Source organism: Acetobacter sicerae (assembly GCF_011516765.1).
GTDB classification, from domain to species: Bacteria; Pseudomonadota; Alphaproteobacteria; order Acetobacterales; family Acetobacteraceae; genus Acetobacter; species Acetobacter sicerae.
Genome location: NZ_JAAABN010000012.1, coordinates 53,342 through 73,167, shown reverse-complemented (window position 1 = coordinate 73,167; position 19,826 = coordinate 53,342). Strand labels below are relative to the sequence as shown.

The following is a 19,826-nucleotide window of genomic DNA, read 5'->3' as shown; positions in this document are numbered from 1 at the left end:
GATAGAAGTAAAAACGATAAATGATTACTACACACCCGCTCCTTCAGGGGCAGGCGCGTTTATTTTCTGGTGACAATCTGATTCAGGCTCAATGAGAAGACTGGGGATGAGCGACCTGTAATGACGGACGAACAGATGGCTCTGTCTGCGGCCCTTTTCCAAAAAGCCACGGTCGACCGCGTGCTGATGACCCTGCGTGCTGAGCGGCACTATCCTTGTTAATCGGAATGGTCTGCGCTGGCGTGACGCATTTCGGCAGTATGCCTACGCAAAACGCTCTACAATCACATCGAAATCATGTTCGGACGTCTCAAGGACTGGCGATGTAGAACAACGCGCCATGACAGACGACTGACCCGCCTTCTCCTCGGTCATCTGCCTCGCTGCCGACCAGCATGTTCCAGCTATAAGCCCCAAGACAAGAAAAAACGGATTCATAGGGTGGTAAAAAAACAAAGGATTTTATAACTCTCTCTGAGCCGACGATTCTGGAGATCATCTAAAGGAGACAATGTCCCTTCAGTAAACGATCAGAAAAACTTATTTTCATGCTCCTTCCGACTGGATGCTTCCGGGCAGTGCCCGTCCGTCACGCGTCCGCTCTGCCATGACAGCACCAGAGCACGAACCTGTTTTTCGATGTCGTCAATGTCCTGAAGATGCGAGCCGCCAAACGTCAGTTTGATGGCGTGATCATAGACATACTGATCATGATCTTTTTCAAATAACGGGAAAACGGTGTTGCAGGTTCCGTATCGGCCCTGCGTTCTGTCAGTTCTGTTCCAGTCAGGCTGTTTGCGAATACCATCACAATAAAGGGCCTTTGTATTCATTCCAGATCCTCGAACGTAGATCCAGTTGGAATGCCATTTATAAATATCAAAATCCTTGTAATGCTCTTTTAATTTTACATAATAAGGATTAGGCGTCAGCATTCTGTCCTTCAAAGCCTGCCCAGAAACATTATCGACCTCATTCGAAGATAATATCATATCTACTGACCCTTTATCAAAAAATGGATTACTTCCATCCCGATCCGGATGGTACAATTTATACGCATTTGGAATGAGATCAGGCAATCTGGCCAAAAGCATCAACATGGAACCGTGCTGTTGCTCTGTCCAGCCGGTATACGTAACGGCGTAACCCGGAGGAACAGAATAGCAGTATCCGCCCACGATGTAGGTCTGCGACCTTGGTTTTTCCTGTGGCCACAGCACAAGAACGCCACCGGCCAAAACCAGCGCCACAATCAGAACACCCCAGGTCTTTCTTCTGCATCGTGGATTCTGAATATTGGTTTCAAATGGGTCTGCCAGACGACTATCTTTTGTCATGCTTCGTGATGACCCAATATGTAACAGAATTTGCAGATTGGAAGCAGGCGAAGGAAAAATACCCGTGTAACGACGGCCTTCATGTGATTGGACCCTGTTTACTGAGAATTCTCTTTATAATCTTGGGTCCATGTCTGTCCATTCTGAACATGGGAGATCGTTTCGGCAGCCCCCGAGGATGAGGAGACCATAAGCTCAAAGAGCTTTCAGCGGACCTGAATGAAATATACCCCGGAGAGCCATGTTCTCCGGGGATAAGGTGTAAAAATAGTCCAGAAGGACCGTACGCACTGACTTCGAAAGTATTTTTTACGCTTTCACCCGCTTGAAATGACCGAATGTCGCCGTTTTACGGGTGCCTTCAGGCCGTTTCAGTTCACCGCGCTCTACTTTCTCAACGAGATAACGGTACGTCTGAAGCGCCTGCGCCCACATGTGATCACCGATCATCATCGCTTCATAAGACGCGCCTTCCTTGTCGAACGCGGCAAGTGGCTTGATCTCGGTGTGATAATCGCATGCATAGAAGAGTGGAAAGGAATAACGCTCCTCACTGACTTTGCGAACGCGATGCGCTGTGGCGACAAATTCACCTGCTGTCATCACTTCCAGCATGTCACCGATATTGACGACGAAAGCTCCGGGAATGGGCGGCGCGTCGATCCAGTCGCCATGACCGTTCATGACTTCCAGGCCCGGCGCGTCAGCCAGAAGAATGGTGAAGCACTCATAGTCCGTGTGCGCACCGATGCCCGGAGCATCCTGAGCATCTCCGTCATAAGGATAATGGATCATGCGCAGCTTGGATGGCGGGAAATTGGCCTTGTCGTCAAATGCGTCTTCCGGCAGGCCGAGCGCCAGTGCGAAACCACGAAACAGGGTGCGTCCGAGATCAAACACCGCACGGTAATAAGCCTCGGCACGCTCACGAAAATGCGGAAGCGTCGGCCAGTTGTTCGGGCCAAGCAGCGGTGTTCCAGCCGTAACCAGCGGATTATCTGCCGGCACCTCATAACCGATGTCGAAGGCTTCCTTATGGTCGGGACGGTCACCGCCATACATCTCCTCGCCTTCCGGGACGAAACCCTTATGCGTGGCGGAAGTGCCGATATAGTATTTCATCTTCTCGTCGAAAGGTTCGGAGAAGAAATCCTTTGCCGCCGCCCGGACGCCGGCGATCAGGTCATCACTGACCTTATGGCCTTCGATATAGAGAAATCCGACCTTGCGGGCGGCGTCGCCAAGCTCGCGAGCGACCGCTTCTCGATCCGCCAGAGCGTCGGAATACAGTCCGGCGATGTTGACGCACGGAATGGATGTGAATGTTTCTGTAGCCGTCATGATTTATCAGTCTCAGCTTGTCCAAAGAGTGAACCGACGCTGCTGTTCAGCGCCGATCCAGCGATTGAGGTCCCAGAGATCCGCCACGGGGGCGTTGGTAAAGGGCAGTGTGTGAAGATACCCATCAGGCCCGAATTCGGGTGTCATGGTGGTGACGGTGTAGCCACGCCTTTTCTGCGATTCCCAGACAGACTGCCAGAACTTCTGATGGAACGAGAGTGCGGCGGCATATTCAGGAGCACCGGGATGCGTGACCTGTGGCCCCTGATCGTAGCCGACACGAGCCTGAAGATGATGGACCCGCTCGATAAAAGGCGTGAAATCATCGCATGGATCATCAAGGAGACGCTCGCACACGACAACCCAGTGGCTGATGTCGGCAGTAAACACAGCATCAGGACACTGGCGCAGCACATCCAGCGTCATCCATGGAGAAGACAGAATACGCGCACGATGCGTTTCAAAAGAGCAGGTAAATCCTGCTTCTTTGCCGAGTTCATCGGCCTTGTTGATAAACTCGGCCTGCTGGCTGGCGCACCAGCGGTCGTTACCGCCCAGCACGTTGACAAAGCGGGGGGCCATGACGGCCGCCCTGTCGAGGCATCCCCGAAAATCATCGATATGATCGGCGACCGTTGCGGATTGCCGCGGAATGACACCACCTCCGGTCATGGCGATGGCGATGTACGGAATTCCCTCCCCTTGCAGGATAGCCGCTTTTTCCGCAGCTTCCGATGCGGTCAGGGGAATACGCGCCTCCAGACCGGTAAAGCCGGCTTCACGCGTTTCCGGGATGATCTTCCCCCAGTCCCGCGTATCGCCCCAGAGTGTTCTGAACAGTTCCAGTTTCATGCAACAATCTTCAGAAGTTGTAGCGCAGATCACAGCCCACCCAACGGGGTGTCTGGAGATACTGCACGCGGCTGTTGTCGCTTCCCGTGTAGGAATAGGTGTTGCCGTGCTTGTTCAGCATGTTGTCGACATAGACAGCCGCCGTCCATTTTCCGGTCTTCGGACCGACCTCAAGCCGCATTCCCATTGAACTGATCTTGCTGGTCTGGCCATTCGGATCACCAAGAGCGACAAGCATGTTGTCTTTCCAGGTGTAGTTGACCTGCACGGTCGCACGATAATCACGGGTGACATTGATACCGTAACGGGCATAGGCGCTCCACGAGAAACGCGGTGCAAACGGCAGGGCGGAATGGGCGTCCACGTTTGAGAGAAGCGGCAATCCGGCAATATTGTTGACCGAAGAGATCGAGCGGCCATCCAGATAAGCGAACGAACCGTTCAGATCGAGGTTGGGGACCAGATTGTGAAGCGTTCCGCTCAATTCACCACCGCGCGTTCTTGCACGAGGGATCGGGCCAAGGCTGAGCGACGTGATGTTTCCCGGCATTTCAGCGACGAACAGCGTCTGACGATTGTGATATTCGTAGTCGAACAGGGACCCTTCCAGAATCACCTTGTCGTGGAATAGACTTGTCTTGGCGCCCACTTCATAGGCGATCAGGTTTTCGGGACGCACGTAATCCAGCGCACTCGGGGAACTGACCGGTCCGGCGAAGTAGGAGCCTGCCTTGTAGCCGTTCGAAATCGTTCCATAGACGAGCGTGCCCGGCACGATTGTGTAACGAAGGCCCACCTTGCCGGTCCAGCGCTCATAGGTGTGATTGCTGTTCAGATAGCTGAGCGAAGAGCCGGGAACGCCTGTCAGCACACCCCCATCATCATGGGTGCCACCGTGGAAGCCGCGCTCATCATAGGACAGACGACCTCCTGCGATGAAATCAAGACCTTTGACGATATTGGTGACTGTGTTGACGTACAGTCCTGTCGACAGGTTCTGCTGCACGAAATGATCCGTCAGGGTGCCGTTCGGACTGTCCAGCAGGTAAGAACGGTAGCTGGTGTAGGCGCCATTGATCTTGTCGTATGATTCAAACACACCAACAGTCAGATGAAGGCGGTCGGCGATCGTCGTGCGCAGATGCATGTCGTGCGACTGGACGATATAGGTATCGTTCCAGTGGTAATCACCGACATTCACGGATTCACCATCGTAGTTGTCATAGTTGCTACGACGATAGAAATCGATGCCGGTAGCCGACGTGAACGTACCCCAGTCGAATCGCCGCGTGAAGTTGAGCCCCACGCCGCCGCCATTTTCATCACGGGAGGCGCGGTTGGACCCGACATTCACTGCGTTGTTCCTGGCATTTGGACCAACACCATAAGTGCCGACGGGCACGTTGTTCATCTGGTCCGCATTCGTATCCTGCGGTGACATGGGCGTTCCGCGGTCACGGGTATAGTGAATGTTCAGTAGCAGGGATGAGCGGTCATCAAGATCAAAACGGGTCTGGTTGCGCAGACCGAGGATATCCTGTGCGCCGTACAGCTTGTGCGTGTTGATGTCATGCTGCCAGCCGTCACCCTTGATGTAGCTGAAGGAAAACCGGTTGAAAATATGATCGGTAATGGGGACGTTGATCGCGCCCTTGCCGGTATTGGTGTTATAGCTGCTGTAACCCCAGTTGAGAAAACCGCCGAACTTGCTTGATGGCTTGACAGATTCGACATTGATGGAGCCGCCCGTCGTGCTGCGGCCATATTCAAACCCCTGAGGTCCTTTCTCGACGCTGACCGTCTGCACGTCATACATCTGGCCATTGTAGAGAACAGGATAAGGCGCGAAGACACCATCCTGATAGATGCCGATGCCTCCCATGTTGGTGCCGATATAATCATCGAGACCGATACCACGGATGGAAAAAATCGGTGTGCTGCCAGAAACGGCGTTCACAGCGGTCACGCCGGGAACGAATGCCGCAATTTCCTTCGGGCTGACAATATGGAACTGCTCAAGCTGGCGACCGCTCAGCGTGTTCACGGTATTCGCCATCTGATGGAAACGGCGCGTGCGTGAACTGGTGACGGTGATGGCTTCCGGATCGGCTTTTGCCGCAACCCGCGTTCTTGGGGCTTTTTTTGCTGGCTGCGCGGAATGGGACACGGATGCCGGATGCGCAGAATTCTTACCCTGGCCGGTCGCTGCTGCCGCCGTAGCAATCGGGCTGGCTGCGCAGAGCAGGGAGGCGGTGAAGAGGGCGTGGCGAGGGGGACGGGAACGGAACACAACTCTCATCGGATGCCCTTGGCTAGCTGCTTAATCGTTTCGATTAGACAACAATAACCAATACGCTTTCGTTAAGAAGCTCCAAAAGCTCACTTTAGTGTCACAAATTCTTTCTGAAAAACGACACACAGTCTTTCGACACGAAAAAGGAATCTCCCCCTTCCCGCGCAGTGTAACAACTTATTTTTGGAAACAGGAAACCCGGATGACTGTGCATCCGGGTCATAAAAATCAGCTTAGGTAGTCGGGTTGTTCCCGACCGAGCTTGCGTTTGAGGGCGGCCCAGACAAGACCGCCCTGATCCTCGTCTTTTTCAAACTGCTCCCGCGCACGCAGGACGTAGCTTTCCGGGGGCAGAGCGGGCGGCACACCGGTCGATTGCACGGCTACCTGAATGCGACAGGCCTGCTCAAGATACCATGTCCGGTAGAATGTCTGCGCCACAGTCGAGCCGACCGTCAGCAATCCATGATTCTGAAGAATAAGACCGATATTGTCACCAAGATCTCGAACGAGCCGCTCGCGTTCGCTGAGATTGTCATCGGCAGCGATTCCTTCATAGCCATGAAAACCGACGCGACCATAGAATTCCATGCTCATCTGATTGACCGGTAGAATACCCGTAGTCTGGGCAGCGATCGTCATGCCCGCAAGTGTGTGCGTATGCATGACGCAGGCAGCATCTGGCCGGGCGCGATGCACGGCGGAATGAATGACGAATCCGGCGGGGTTCACCGGACAGCTTGTCGCCTGCTTCGGGTGTCCTTCCGCATCCACCACAACCAGAGAACTGGCTGTGATTTCCTCGAACAGAAGTCCATAAGGATTGACGAGAAAACGATGATCCTCGCCCGGCAGGCGCACCGAAAGATGCGTGTAGACGAGGTCCGTCATGTCGAACATCGCCAGCAGACGATAGGCTGCGGCCAGATCTTCGCGAAGAGTCTGTTCGTCCTGCGCGGACGACGCGGCGGGAGATGTCTGCATGTTCTTTGTCCTTACTCATACAGCGATGATTGTCTGATGCCGCTCAGTAGCCACGTTCCGGGCTATAAAGGAGCGGCGGCGTACGGCCTTCTTCCAGCTCCGAAATGGCGTGCGCCACATAGGCCGCCTGCGCATCCCGTGACGCTTCCGACGCCATATGAGGCGTCAGAGTGATGCGCGGATGGCTCCATAGGGGAGACGCGGCGGGAAGAGGTTCTGTCGCCACGACATCCAGCACCGCACCGTCCAGTTGCCCGGACTCCAGTGCTGCCAGAAGATCCTCTTCAACCACATGATCTCCCCGCCCCACATTGATGAAACCCACGTCCTGTTTCAGGTGGGAGAGGAACTTCGCATCAATGATATGGCGTGTCTGAGGCGTGCTGGGCAGAAGATTGACCAGAATATCGACGGATGGAAGAAAGTCGGACAGCCCTTGCTCACCGAAGAACAGCGGAATCTGCTTTTCTTCACGGGGACTGCGGCACCAGGCGGAAACGATGAAACCTGCCGCGGCGAGACGACGGGCGACGGCCGCGCCGAGATTGCCAAACCCGAGGATTCCGATCCGTGTTTCGGCGCTGTTGCGAAAAACAGGATGACGGCGCCAGACACGCTGCTCCTGCTGACGGGCCCAGCTTTTCGCATCCCGCAACAGCCCGATCGCCGCCCACATCACATAATCCGCCATCAGCACAGCAGTCTGATCGCCGCCCATACGCACCAGCGGCACACCCGCCGGAAAATCCGGTCTGTTGACCAGATGATTGACCCCCGCTCCCGTGCTCAGGATGGCCCGCATATTCGCCATGTGGGCCATTTCACCCGCGGGCGGCTCCCAAACGAGAACATAACTGGCGTCGGCGGGATCAAATGCCGGATCAAACCAGGAAATAGTGGGCAGGTCGGGAGCAACACGGGCGAAGGCATCCCGCCAGCTTTCCCAGGCGTCTGGCCCATCAGCGCTGACAGCAAGTCTTTTCATCCTTTTTCTCCCCGTCGCGCGTCATTCATTCTGATATTGCAACATACAGCAGAACAACCATGATCTGCATTTTTATAGAGCGCAATATGACTTTATCATTCCCTTAAGTGGACGCCTGAACCATCGTGTTGACCCAGCTTATGTCGCGCATTCACTTTAGCAATCACAAAAGTGAAGTCTTTCGATAGCAGTTGACGTCACCTGCCGGATTTTGTTTAACTTTCGGAACGACCTGAGATGCACCCGACAATGGAGACCGCTCTGAGCCGCATATCGTCCAGTTTTCCCAATCGCACCACCGGCTTTCAGGGCCGGATCGCAGAAGTCGATCTGCGACTTCTGCGCGTGTTCACCGCCGTCGCCGAGCATGGCGGGTTCGCGGCGGCGGAAGTGGCGCTCGGCAAGAGTAAATCGGCGGTCAGCATCGACATCTCGTCGCTTGAGAAAAGACTGAACACAACACTCTGTCATCGCGGCCGCAGCGGGTTCGCTCTGACGCCGTCCGGTGAAAGCGTGCTGGACGCCACCCGAAAACTGTTTGACGACATTGACAGCTTTCAGAAGCGTCTCAACGAGGCCAGCGGCACGCTCTCCGGTCGATTCCGTCTCTATCTCCCCGATACGATCCAGATTCATGGTGAAACAGTGCTCGTCCGGGCCATAGAGCGCTTTACCGTTCATTATCCCGACATTTACATGGATGTGCGCTCGGCGACACCGCGTGAAGTGGAATTCGCCGTGCTCAACGGTTCCGCGACGATGGGTATTACACTTTATCCGCACCAACGTCCTGAAATGCAGACGACCCCGCTGTTTCAGGAAGCGGCGTCCCTTTATTGCGGGCAGCGCCATCCTTTCTTTTCCATGACGGACGAAGATATTACGCGGGCCGACCTGACTGCGGCCCGCATGATCGAGGTCTCGGACGCCACCACCTCCCCGCGCTGGGACGAACTGCGCAGCGAAATGAATTTTTCTGCTGCAGCAGACAATATTGATTCCCGCACGCTTCTGATTCTTTCCGGCGTTTACATCGGTTTTCTTCCAGACCTGTTCGCCGAACCAATGGTGGCGGAAGGCCGTCTGCGCCGGATTGCGTTTGACGGTCTCGCTCTGACCAACAGCTTTTATCTGCTCGCCCGTCCCTCCCAGGACAGCGAACCGATGACAGCAGCCTTCCGCTCCGTTCTCAATGAGGTCAGCCGGTGAAGATTCATAATTTCATACGCCGGTCAGCGTCCTATCTGATCACTACGGCAGGATTGTTTGCTACGCTCTGCATGATGTCTCATGCGGGTCATGCCCAGAGCGAAAACGTGCCTTCTTTCGCCACGACAGGCCATTTTACTGTCTGCACCGATCCCACGCTTCCACCGATGACCTTCGTGAATGGGCAGGATACACGGGACCTTGCGGGATTTGATATTGATCTCGCTCGTGAACTCGGTCGAATGTGGCATGCCGACCCGACCATTCTGACAATGGATTTTGAAGGTATGCTGCCCGGCCTGTCGTCCCACCGGTGCGACATGGTGATCAGCGGCATCATGAAGCAGGCAGGCCGTGAAAAAAATTACGATGCAGCGGCTTATCTGGACTCATCCATTGTGGTCATTGCCCGCTCCGGCACCCCGCGCATCACCTCGCTGGATGATCTTTCCGGGCTGAACGTGGCCGTGCAGTCCGGCACCAGCTATGCAACTCTTGTCGAAAAGACCAACCAGCATCTGATACAATCTGGACGTGCGCCAATCGGTCTTCAGCAGTATCCCGCCGAGGATCAGGTCGTGCAGCAGGTCCTGCTTGGTCGTGCGCACGCGCTGATCACTCAGGATGTCGAAGTTTATTACCGCCAGAAACAGCTGGGCGGAAAAGTCACGATCATTCTGAAACCGGACAATCCTGATTTTCGGGAGTTCGGCGCTTATATCAGCAAAGATCCTCACAACAAGGAAATCCTGACGCAAACGGTCTCATCCCTGAAACAACAGGGAATTCTGGAAAACCTGAGCAGGAAATGGAATATCTCCAACGCACAGGAACAGGCGTTTACAGAAAAAGCGGCGCCATCTGCCTTCAGCCTTGAAGTCTTCTTCTCTGCTCTGACATCCATGGCTTTTGTAAAAGGCGCGGCGCTGACGCTGATCGTGGCGGTGCTGTCTCACCTGACCGCCATTGTCATCTCCATTCCTGTGGCGCTGAAACTCAACGGCCCCCGTTCCCCTTTGCAAATGCTGCTGTCCGCCTACGTTGCGGTCTTTCGTGGCGCGCCGACACTGTTGCAGCTTCTGTTCATCTGGAACGCCCTGCCCCAGTTCTTCCCGATCTTTCGTGAAAGCTGGTTCACACCATTTCTCGCAACATGGCTTTCCCTGTCGATCAATGAATCCGCCTATCAGGTGGAAATCAATCGCGCCGCCTTGCGGGCAGTCGATCAGGGACAGTTGGTCGCAGCCGACGCGCTGGGCATGAAGCGTTCGCAGATCTATCGGCATGTCATCTTCCCGCAGGCACTCCGCATCGCGCTTCCACCAACAATCAACGAGTTCATCAGCCTTCTGAAAACGACGTCACTTGCCTCGGTCATCTCGTTGCAGGAACTGCTGGCCGTGACGCAGATCCAGGTGGCGCGCACGTTCGAATTCACCGAGTATTATTCAGCGGCCCTCGTCTATTATCTGGCGATGGTATTCTTCTTCCTTTTCCTGCAGAAGCGGATTGAACGTCGTTTCTCCTGGGCAGACCGCAACAAGGCGACCGGCCATGGTCAGTGACACCGCACCCAATCCGGACATCCGGATCTCCATCCGCAATCTCAACAAGTTTTATGGTGAATTTCTTGCGCTTGATCGCCTGAGTCTCGACATCGACAAAGGTGAGAAGATTGTTGTTCTTGGCCCTTCAGGTTCGGGAAAATCGACTTTCATCCGATGCTTCAACCGCATTGAACCTCACGACAGCGGCACGCTGATGATCGACGGACAGGTCATCGATGACAGGACGGACCTCGCCACGCTGCGTGGTCGTGTGGGAATGGTATTCCAGAACTATAATCTCTTTCCACATCTGACAGTGCTCGATAACTGCACGCTTGCGCCGCGTTTGGTTCGGGGCACTCCCCGGGAGCAGGCGGAAGAAGAGGCGCGGCGTTATCTGGCGCAGGTAGGTATTGGCGAGCAGGCGGGGAAATATCCGATCCAGCTTTCCGGTGGCCAGCAGCAACGCGTCGCCATCGCCCGTGCGCTAAGCATGAATCCCGAGATTATCCTGTTTGATGAGCCTACTGCCGCTCTCGACCCGGAAGCCATTTCCGGGGTTGTCGCCATCATGGAAGATCTTGCCGCCCAGCAGATCACGACGATCTGCGTGACGCATGAAATGGGCTTTGCCCGTCGCATTGCGGATCGCATCGTGTTCATGGACAAGGGCAGCATTCTCGAAGTTGCACCGCCACAGGAGTTTTTTACGGCACCGCGCACGGAGCGCGCACGGGCGTTTCTCGATCAGATGATCCAGTTCTGAATTGGACGCCAAATGCTGCATGGCAGCGCCACACGATTTTTAAAGTCTTTAAAAAATTAGGGCTTTTTACTGCTTCCTCTCATACGCCCGGCGAACTGACACACAAAGCAGCCAGCATCCAGATATTGAGGTGACTGCCAGTATCCCTGCCCTTAAACGCAGAGAAGTTCAGATCGTGCCAGGCAGATTCTTGTTGGAAAGGGTCTCGACGCACATATCCAGAAACGCCGAAACCCGTAGCGGAATACGCTGACCGGTGACGGTAAAAAGCCCGTAGACCAGTGGCGCGCACTCATCTTCAAGACCCAGATAAGCCAGTGGTTTGCCATCAAGAGCGTTCTGATTGCGCGGACGGGCGTTTCCCAGTCCGAAGCCCACACCCCGCGCGGCCAGACTGCGGATCACATCCATGCTGGGATAATGGCCTGCAATGCGGGGAGCCACACCGGCTGAAGAAAAGAGCTGCAGAAAGTAATCCCGCGAGAAAGGCAGATCCAGCAGAAGAAACGGTTCATCCACGAGGTCCGCCAGCCGGACACATCCCGCTTTTGCGAGAGGATGATCGACCGAAGTGAACACGTAAGGCGGAAGAGCGGAAAGCGGCTGAAAGCTGATCAACTGCGGCATGGGCATGTTGTAGCCGATCATGACCGAGACCTCTCCATCACGCAGTTTCGCTGTCAGTTCCTCATGATGACCGGCAATGACACGCAAACGGGCTTCCGGGTACGTCGCAGAAAAATTCTGTATCAGATCGGGCGCCAGCAGAGGAAAGAGCGTGGTCATGCAGCCAACGGTGACCTCGCCCTGCACCCGTCCCAGCATACCGTTGAGCGAACTGCCCAGTTCCTGCGCCTGAGAGAGAAGCTCCCGGGCTTCCTGCAACACCATGCGGCCTTCCGGCGTGAGGGACAGCCCCTGCGCGTGATGGCGGATGAAAAGCGAAACGCCGAACACGCTTTCCAGATGGGCGATGGCTGCCGAGATGGCTGGCTGTGAAATCGGTACCTGACGGGACGCCTGCACGATGGACCCCGTTTCAGCCGTGGCGACGAAATATTCAATCTGTCGCAGGGAGAATTTCACTCTGGGCAACTCCTCGGAGATGGCGGAGAGCGTCCGCTATGCTGAAGTAGCAGTATCTTATCAGGAATCATGATGAAATAAATTTTGAAACCAGAGTGATGTTACATCACTATTCATCAATGGTCTCCACGAAACAACTTGCAGGTAATCGCCTACGTCCCTCCACAATCAGAACAAATAACTTCCAAACGATGAATGAACTTCTCTGGATTCCATTCAGGACCGAGGTCCGGAAACTGCTCGAAATGGAAACGCTACACGACTTATGGGATGGAACTGTATTCGCTTCCTGACTTTGCTGTCATCATGATACATCCTATTGAGGAAATTACCGTTGGCTCCGGGAAGAGAATTACGTTCTGGATAACGACACCTGCTTTTCTCATTCTCTACAATGATTCTTTCAGGGACGCTCCAGCATATCCACAACCTGCTCTACAAACCGCACACCCGCCTGCAACTCTTCTGGCAGGATGAACTCATCCGCCTTGTGGGCACGGTCGATGGAGCCAGGGCCGCAGACTACGACCGGCATGTCCAGATATTCGCTGAACAGGCCGCCTTCCGTTCCAAAACCGATGCGTGAAGGCGCATTGTCGCCCGTAATCCGCATGATTTCGTGCAGGAAGGCAGAACCGTCGGGCGTATGCAGACCGGGGTAAGTGTTAAGGGTCTCGATCTCGATGCGGGCGTGGGGCCGTTCCGCGCACAGTCGATCCGCTTCCAGCCGCAGCCGGTCAAGCAGAGACTTCGGATCAACACCGGGCAGCAGACGCATCTCGAACTGGACCTCGCACAGATCCGGCACGATGTTGAGCGCCACACCACCCCGGATCAGTCCGACCTGTATCGTGCTGAATGGCACTTCATAATGGTCGTCGTGATTACCGGTCTCTTTCAGCTCTTCCTGCAGGTATTCAATGACTTTCACCATATCCGTCGCCAGACCGATGGCGTTGCAGCCACGAGCCGGATTGGCGGAATGCGCCGCCAGCCCATGACAGACAATGCGAGCCGCAAGCTTGCCCTTGTGACCGGACACAGCCCGCAGGCCCGTCGGTTCACCGATGACGCAGCCGCGCGCCTGAAAACCTCGGGTCACCAGATCGCGCAGCATCGAATGCACGCCGACGCAGCCAATTTCCTCGTCATGGGAAATGGCCAGATGCAAAGGCGCGCGCAGTTCGGATTTGCTGGCGGCATAACGCGCCGCGACCAGCATGCAGGCGACAAACCCTTTCATGTCGCTGCTGCCACGTCCGTAAAGCTTTCCATCCCGTTCGGTCAGGGCAAAAGGATCAGTCGTCCAGGGCTGCCCCTCCACCGGCACCACGTCGCTGTGAGCCGACAGCACGATGCCGTCCGGCGTATCCGGCCCGATGCTGGCGAACAGATTGAAGCGTCCGGCCTCCCTGCCGAGCACACGGTGGCACCGTGCCCCGAGGTCGCGCAGAAAGGCTTCGGTCCAGTCGATCAGTTCCGCATTTTCCGTGCGACAGAGCGTAGGGAACGCAATCAGCCTCTCCAGAATTTCGCGGACGGAGAGATCGGACGGACTGGTCATGTCAGAGCTCCGAAAGGATCATGTCAGAGGCCTTGTCCCCGATCATCATCGTCGGCGCATTGGTGTTGCCGCTGATGAGCGTGGGCATGATGGACGTATCGGCCACACGCAGTCCTTTCAGACCACGCACCTTCAGTTCCGGCGTGACCACGCTGTCCGCATCCGATCCCATGCGACAGGTGCCTGAAGGATGAAACACGGTGCTGGCGGAAGCACGGAGATAGTCCATCAGTTGCGCGTCTGTTTCGAGATCGGCGGTCGGCGCCATTTCCTTGCCCCGAATGGCGTCGAACGGAGAGGCCCGCAGAATACGGCGCGCAAGCTTCACCCCTTCCAGCAGCACGAGCGCATCGCGTTCGTCGGAGAGGAAATTGAAGTCGATCTCCGGATTGCGGCTGCCGTCCTGTGTCAGGCGGATGCTGCCCCGGCTCTGGGGACGCAGCACGCAGGTGTGCAGCGCAAAACCGTGCCCCCATTCGAACAGCCGTCCCCGATGACTGCGATAGCCCGGCACGAAGTGGAACTGCACATCCGGCACGCCTTCGGCATAGCGGGTGGAGGCGAAACCGCCGGCTTCCACGTAGTTGGTGGTCAGCCAGCCCTTGCCCCGCAACAGAAATTGCAAAGGTGCGGGCAGCACTGAGCCGAGCGAAGCCCGTGAGAAACCGAGCGTCGTGGATGAATCCGAGCGGATGGTCACCAGTCCGTCGATATGATCCTGAAGGTTGCGGCCCACTTCCGGCAGGTCCGCCACGACAGGCACACCAGACCGTAGCAGTTCCTTCGCATGACCGATGCCAGACGACATCAGCAGATGCGGCGAGCCGATAGCCCCGGCTGACAGAATGGTCTCCCGATGCGCGCGCAGGACATGGAACTGTCCGTTGCGCTCCACGGTGACACCCTGCACCTCCCGCCCATCAGTCACGAGCGAGACCACGCGACAGCCGGTCAGGACATGCAGGTTCGGACGCGACCGCACAGGCGCGACAAAAGCGCGATAGGCGCTGAGACGTTTTCCATCCTTCTGCGTGACGTCATAGACGCCCACGCCCTCAAGCCGAGCTCCGTTGAAGTCGGTGTTCTCTTTCAGGCCGACTTCTTCGGCCGCCCTGATGAACAGACGCGACACATCCAGCGGATCACGCGGCTGATCCACCATCAGTTCACCGCCAGTGCCGTGAAAATGCGGGTCCTGATGAAGGCGGTTGTCTTCCTCGCGCATGAAGTATTTCAGCACCGAGTCATAGCCCCAGCCGGTGCAGCCCATCGCTTCCCAGCCGTCATAATCCGAGCGAGCGCCGCGGATGTAGATCATGCTGTTCATTGAGGAAGAGCCGCCCAGCATCCGGCCACGCGGCACATGAACGCGACGGTTGTCGAGATGCGTCTGCGGTGTGGAGTAATACTGGTAGGTATATTTCCGACTTTTGTAGAGCGAGATGGTCCCCGCGGGCACATGGATACGCGGCGTGTTGTCAGGACCGCCCGCTTCCAGCAGCGCCACACGCAGAGTGCTGCGTGCGCTCAGCCGGTTGGCGAGCACACAGCCCGCCGCGCCGCCACCCACAACGATGAAGTCGTAGTCTGTTGGGAAATCGTTCTGTGCGGTCATCAGTCAGCTCCACTCATGACAGGCTGGGCGTGACGCTCGTTGCGCATCATCCAGACATAGAACACTGTCACGACAATCAGTCCCACGATCCACGAAATATCAGCGCCGCCCAGCATGTTTGCGACAGGACCGGTGTAGAGACCGTTCGAGACAAAGGGGATCTGGATCAGAATGCCGAAGACGTAGGCGATCAGCGCGGGCCAGCAGTAGCGGCCATAGATGCCGCCATCGGCGCGGAAGAAGGAAGGAACGTCATACTCGCCATGCCGGATCAGATAGAAGTCGGCGAGGTTGATGGCGGTCCACGGCACCATCACGTAGAGCAGCAGAAGAATGAAGTTGGTATATTCTTCCATGAAGTTTGCTTCCGCACCCAGAGCGATCAGCAGCGAAAGACTGGCCAGAACGATCGCCGTGCCCGCACGTCCCACATGCGTCGCCTTCCATGATGGAATAATGGTCTGCACGACCGTGATGGCCGAGAGCGCGCCGCAGTAGAGGTTCATCGCATTGGTGGACGCGATGCCCAGCGACAGCACGGGCACGATGAACAGCGCCAGCGGACCGACCTGTGTGGTCAGCGTGGCCACCACATCGCCGCCTCCTGCGATCACGCCGAGCAGACCACCGAGAATCATGGGAAAGACCGAGCCGAGCACACAGCCCCAGTAGCTGGCCATGAACGCCTGACGGCTTCCGGTGCCGGGCGGCAGATAGCGCGAATAGTCCGAAACGTAGGGCGCGTAGGCGATCTGCCAGAGCGCCGCCGTGGACAGGCCGCCAAGGAAGCCTGACATGGTGAACGTGCCGTGCGACAGCGTTGCGGATGAAACGCCGTTCACGCAGAGGATCCACACGAAACACAGCGCCAGAGCGATGCCGGACACCACCGTCATCAGCCGGGTGTAGGCGTGAATCAGGTCATGGCCGTAGATCGTGGCCACAAGGCTGACGAGGCCAAGCAGGACGACACAGGCCTTTTCGGGCAGGAACGTCACCACCGTATGCAGGGACTCACCGCCCAGCACGAGGTTGGAGGCGAAGAAGCCGACATACATCACCACCACGAGGCAGATGACCGCCATCGCCCCCATGGAGCCAAACTGGCCGCGTGTCTGCACCATCTGCGGCACGCCAAGCTGCGGTCCCTGTGCGGCGTGAAGCGCCATGAACAGGCCGCCGATCATGTTGCCCAGCACCGCCGAGAGCAGGGCCGGCCAGAACGGCAGGCCGAATACGGTGGTGGCCAGCGCGCCGGTGATGATGGTCAGCATCATGATGTTGGAGCCGAACCACACGGTGAACAGATCACGCGGGCGTCCGTGCCGCTGGTCGAGCGGGATCTGGTAAATGGTATGGGCCTCAGGGCCTCGTGACTCTGGGCCCCGTGACTCTGGGCCTCGTGCCGTCGCAGCATCTGTCATGGGGGCGGTTCCTTCCTCTGGCGTCAGGCGTCGGGAGCGTGTCCGTGGGAATTTTGTGTCGAAATCGTAATATTGAGAGCCAGAAAAACCCCGCCGACGCCTATGGTCTGGCGGGGTGTGTGATCAGATCATTCGCGTTCGGCGATGACATCCACCTCGATCAGCCATTCCGGACGAGCGAGGGCTACGACCACAAGGCCGGTGAAAACCGGAAAGACGCCCTTGAGACGACGGCCCAGCACACGATAGGTCGCCTCGCGGTAGCGGATGTCCGTGAGATAGACCGTGACCTTGCAGATATCGGTCAGCTTGCCACCGGCTTCGGTCATCAGCAGTTCGATGTTGTCCATCACCTTCTCGGCCTGTGCGATCGGGTCACCCACGCCGACATTCTCGCGTGTGTCGAGATCCTGCGGCACCTGTCCCCGCAGATAGATCGTGTTGCGCGTGATGACGGCCTGACAGAGATCGTTGTCGAGCGCCTGTTCGGGATAAGTGTCCTTCGTGTTGAAGGGACGGAGGCGGGTATGGGCCATGGTCTGTGTCTCCCTGTAAGGGCTGGTGCGGATGGTCCTGCGCAACGGGAACTGGCTGGCGGCTATGGAAACGCTGAAAAATTTCCTGCCATCTTCCCGCATGATCCTGTTGCGAGTTTGAAACGATTTTGGCTTTCAGAAAAAGAAATTATTTCTGACGTTCTGCTTCAGTTAATCTGATTATTCCCTGTCCCACCCGGAGCAGGGAAAGGGGCAATCAGGGCAACCGGTCCTCATGCCGCTCCATCTGCCGGACGGTACGCCATGTAGCTACGCTGCTTGGCAATGTGATCCGCGACGTATTTTGCGTCATGCCACACGCCCCAGATGAAGGACGAACCGCGCCGTGTCTGCCAGGGCAGACCAAGGAAATAGACGCCCGGTTCGGAGGAAACACCGCGCTGGTGGTGAGGACGACCATTGTCGTCCAGCGCTTCCACTTTCAGCCAGCTGTAATCCACACCAAAGCCGGTCGCCCAGATGATGGTGCTGATGCCCGCTTCCTTCAGATCCAGCTCAAGTAGGGGATGCTTCACGCATTCCGGCTCCGGCAGGAAATCACGCGCCGATGGTTCTTCCGGCAGGTCCAGACCGTTGCGGGTGACATAGGCGTCCGCCTCGCCAAGAAGGGACAGATAGTTGGCGTCGCCTTTCGCAATGTTCCCGGCGAGGTCAGGAGCGAAAGTCAGTTTGCCATCCGCGAAATTTTCGGTGCGTCCGAGCAGGGTCATGCCCTCTGCGGCGAAACGACGGAAATCGATGGTGTGGCCACCATTGGCGCCACTGACGGCAATGGTCGTGTGCTCCACGCCCGGCGTGGCTTCCGCATCCCATTTGTTGAGAACGCCCAGCCACCACACGAAGTCACGACCGCGATAGCTGCGGGGCGGACGATCATGCGGGCCCACCGAGAGATAGACCTTCCGGCCACTGCGCATCAGTTCCTCGGCGATCTGTGCGCCAGAGGAACCCGCACCGATGACAAGGACCGCACCTTCGGGAATCTGGTCCGGATTGCGGTAAGTGGACGAGTGAATCTGGGTCAGTCCCTCGCTCTCCGGCACAACCGAGGGGATGACCGGAATCTGGAAAGGACCTGTGGCTGCCACGACACATTCGGCTTCGATCGCGCCTTCGGAGGTCTCGATATGAAAGCCGGTCTCTCCCTGCTTGCGGCGCACATCCCTGACTTCCACGCCACAACGGACGGGAGCCTCGATCTTCTGTGCGTAAGCCGCGAGATAGTCGGCCACCCTTTCCTTGGGGACAAAATCATCCGGGCCGTCTTCGGGAAAAGCAAGACCGGGAAAGCGGTCATGCCAGGCCGGTCCGTTCGCCACGAGGGAATCCCAGCGGCAGCTGCGCCAGCGCTCCGCCACCCGGTTGCGTTCCAGCACGACATGCGGGATGCCGTAGCTGCGCAGATGCTCGCTCATGGCGATACCGGCCTGTCCGGCTCCCACTACCAGGACTTCGGTTTTCTCGACAGACATGGCTGTCTCCTTGATTCATGACCGCAACCGAGTGCGGCATAATGTTTTTATATCGAAACAATAGAGCGTCAGCGCAGCCGCTTGAGGTGCGGCGCGCCTCAGACGGCGAAGGGATTATTCGTCGCCGGGAACGCCGTAAGACGGTGCCGCTTCGGGGTTGAGGCAGCGGGTGACGTAATCGTGCATCTGCGGTTTCCAGACGGACCATAGGGTCGCCAGACGCCCGATGGGATCATCCTCCCAGTCCACCCGGAGATCGGCCAGCGGCCATGCTTCCCGGTCAACCACCAGCATACCGGCGGAGCGCACGGGACCGGCTTCTCCGCCCGCGTGGAGACCTGCCTGCATGGCCTGCACGACCCGCTGTCCAAGCTCCATGCCCGAACCCGACTGCTCGAAGTTTCGCACGATGGTTTCCGGCACTTCCACCGAAGCCAGAAGATTACCCGCCGAAACCACGTTGACCCCTTCAGAGCTGGCGTTGATTCCGAGGGATTTCTCGCCCGACCACAGAGCAGTCCGGCCTTCCCTGTCGATCAGGGTCATCTGACGATAGGCGGGAAACGTGCAGGCGCGGGCGATGATGTCACGGGCCTCTCCTGCTGATGCGCCAGCCTGCATGAGATCGAGCGCCCACGGACCAAGGCGTGGATCGGTCACGTTCTGCGTGGTGACCGCCCCTACCCCGGCCCGCGCGAAAGCGCAGCGGGCGGCCACGGCAGGCGAGGATGAGGACACGGCGACTGCGAACTGGCCGGTACGGGAACAACGTGCAACGAGGGAAAAGGTCATGG

The 19,826-nt window shown here is 57.1% G+C and carries 17 protein-coding genes and 1 pseudogene; 5 read left to right on the top strand and 13 right to left on the bottom strand.

Translation table 11 applies throughout. The annotated features are described in order from the left end of the window. Nucleotides 1–120: 120 nt before the first annotated feature. Nucleotides 121–274 (top strand): annotated as a pseudogene (locus GVI59_RS13270) (transposase); the annotation flags it as partial. Between the two features lie 256 nt (nucleotides 275–530). Here the strand turns inward: GVI59_RS13270 and GVI59_RS13265 are convergent. The 6 genes from GVI59_RS13265 to GVI59_RS13240 all read right to left on the bottom strand — a co-directional run bounded on the left by GVI59_RS13265 (nucleotide 531) and on the right by GVI59_RS13240 (nucleotide 7,792). Next, nucleotides 531–1,337 carry a hypothetical protein gene (locus GVI59_RS13265; protein WP_173574689.1) on the bottom strand — a complete coding sequence of 269 codons (807 nt, stop codon included), beginning with the start codon at nucleotides 1,335–1,337 and terminating at the stop codon, nucleotides 531–533. A 309-nt stretch (nucleotides 1,338–1,646) separates the two neighbouring features. Beyond that, a complete protein-coding gene (locus tag GVI59_RS13260; protein WP_173574688.1) occupies nucleotides 1,647–2,678 on the bottom strand; it encodes an isopenicillin N synthase family dioxygenase in 1,032 nt (343 codons plus the stop codon). A 12-nt stretch (nucleotides 2,679–2,690) separates the two neighbouring features. Further along, complete coding sequence (locus GVI59_RS13255; protein ID WP_173574687.1) at nucleotides 2,691–3,530, bottom strand: sugar phosphate isomerase/epimerase family protein; 840 nt, start codon at nucleotides 3,528–3,530, stop codon at nucleotides 2,691–2,693. Between the two features lie 10 nt (nucleotides 3,531–3,540). Further along, on the bottom strand, nucleotides 3,541–5,829 hold the full coding sequence (locus tag GVI59_RS13250; RefSeq protein ID WP_173574686.1) for a TonB-dependent receptor: 2,289 nt from the start codon (nucleotides 5,827–5,829) through the stop codon (nucleotides 3,541–3,543). 222 nt (nucleotides 5,830–6,051) lie between these two features. Next, nucleotides 6,052–6,807: a class II aldolase/adducin family protein gene (locus GVI59_RS13245; RefSeq protein WP_173574685.1), complete on the bottom strand. Its 756-nt coding sequence runs from the start codon at nucleotides 6,805–6,807 to the stop codon at nucleotides 6,052–6,054. A gap of 43 nt (nucleotides 6,808–6,850) precedes the next feature. Next, nucleotides 6,851–7,792, bottom strand: coding sequence for a 2-hydroxyacid dehydrogenase (locus GVI59_RS13240; RefSeq protein WP_173574684.1), 942 nt, complete (start codon nucleotides 7,790–7,792; stop codon nucleotides 6,851–6,853). Between the two features lie 249 nt (nucleotides 7,793–8,041). Between GVI59_RS13240 and GVI59_RS13235 the strand changes: the two genes are divergently transcribed. The 3 genes from GVI59_RS13235 to GVI59_RS13225 all read left to right on the top strand — a co-directional run bounded on the left by GVI59_RS13235 (nucleotide 8,042) and on the right by GVI59_RS13225 (nucleotide 11,314). Then, nucleotides 8,042–9,001, top strand: coding sequence for a LysR family transcriptional regulator (locus GVI59_RS13235; protein ID WP_173574715.1), 960 nt, complete (start codon nucleotides 8,042–8,044; stop codon nucleotides 8,999–9,001). A gap of 71 nt (nucleotides 9,002–9,072) precedes the next feature. After that, entirely contained in the window at nucleotides 9,073–10,566 is a 1,494-nt protein-coding gene (locus GVI59_RS13230) for an ABC transporter substrate-binding protein/permease (protein WP_242013106.1), read from the top strand. Then, nucleotides 10,556–11,314, top strand: coding sequence for an amino acid ABC transporter ATP-binding protein (locus GVI59_RS13225; RefSeq protein WP_173574683.1), 759 nt, complete (start codon nucleotides 10,556–10,558; stop codon nucleotides 11,312–11,314). Before GVI59_RS13230 ends, GVI59_RS13225 begins: the two co-directional genes overlap by 11 nt. A gap of 168 nt (nucleotides 11,315–11,482) precedes the next feature. On the opposite strand, the gene GVI59_RS13220 is transcribed toward GVI59_RS13225, so the two are convergent. From GVI59_RS13220 to GVI59_RS13200, 5 genes are all read right to left on the bottom strand, one after another. Then, nucleotides 11,483–12,400, bottom strand: coding sequence for a LysR substrate-binding domain-containing protein (locus GVI59_RS13220; protein WP_173574682.1), 918 nt, complete (start codon nucleotides 12,398–12,400; stop codon nucleotides 11,483–11,485). 403 nt (nucleotides 12,401–12,803) lie between these two features. Continuing rightward, entirely contained in the window at nucleotides 12,804–13,964 is a 1,161-nt protein-coding gene (gene argE / locus GVI59_RS13215) for an acetylornithine deacetylase (protein ID WP_173574681.1), read from the bottom strand. A 1-nt stretch (nucleotide 13,965) separates the two neighbouring features. After that, nucleotides 13,966–15,579: a GMC family oxidoreductase gene (locus GVI59_RS13210; RefSeq protein WP_173574680.1), complete on the bottom strand. Its 1,614-nt coding sequence runs from the start codon at nucleotides 15,577–15,579 to the stop codon at nucleotides 13,966–13,968. After that, nucleotides 15,579–17,003 carry a purine-cytosine permease family protein gene (locus tag GVI59_RS13205; RefSeq protein ID WP_173574679.1) on the bottom strand — a complete coding sequence of 475 codons (1,425 nt, stop codon included), beginning with the start codon at nucleotides 17,001–17,003 and terminating at the stop codon, nucleotides 15,579–15,581. Before GVI59_RS13205 ends, GVI59_RS13210 begins: the two co-directional genes overlap by 1 nt. Before the next feature lie 128 nt (nucleotides 17,004–17,131). Continuing rightward, nucleotides 17,132–17,539: a RidA family protein gene (locus GVI59_RS13200; RefSeq protein ID WP_099348441.1), complete on the bottom strand. Its 408-nt coding sequence runs from the start codon at nucleotides 17,537–17,539 to the stop codon at nucleotides 17,132–17,134. On the opposite strand from GVI59_RS13200, the gene GVI59_RS13195 reads away from it, so the two are divergent. Next, nucleotides 17,531–17,719, top strand: coding sequence for a hypothetical protein (locus GVI59_RS13195; RefSeq protein WP_173574678.1), 189 nt, complete (start codon nucleotides 17,531–17,533; stop codon nucleotides 17,717–17,719). The two genes, GVI59_RS13200 and GVI59_RS13195, sit on opposite strands and share 9 nt — an antisense overlap. A gap of 53 nt (nucleotides 17,720–17,772) precedes the next feature. Here the strand turns inward: GVI59_RS13195 and GVI59_RS13190 are convergent, their stop codons facing one another. Both GVI59_RS13190 and GVI59_RS13185 read right to left on the bottom strand, forming a co-directional pair. Further along, the gene (locus tag GVI59_RS13190) at nucleotides 17,773–19,032 is read right to left on the bottom strand and encodes a flavin-containing monooxygenase (RefSeq protein ID WP_173574677.1); all 1,260 of its coding nucleotides are present in this window, start codon (nucleotides 19,030–19,032) and stop codon (nucleotides 17,773–17,775) included. A gap of 114 nt (nucleotides 19,033–19,146) precedes the next feature. After that, on the bottom strand, nucleotides 19,147–19,824 hold the full coding sequence (locus GVI59_RS13185; protein WP_173574676.1) for a DUF1028 domain-containing protein: 678 nt from the start codon (nucleotides 19,822–19,824) through the stop codon (nucleotides 19,147–19,149). Nucleotides 19,825–19,826: the final 2 nt, after the last annotated feature.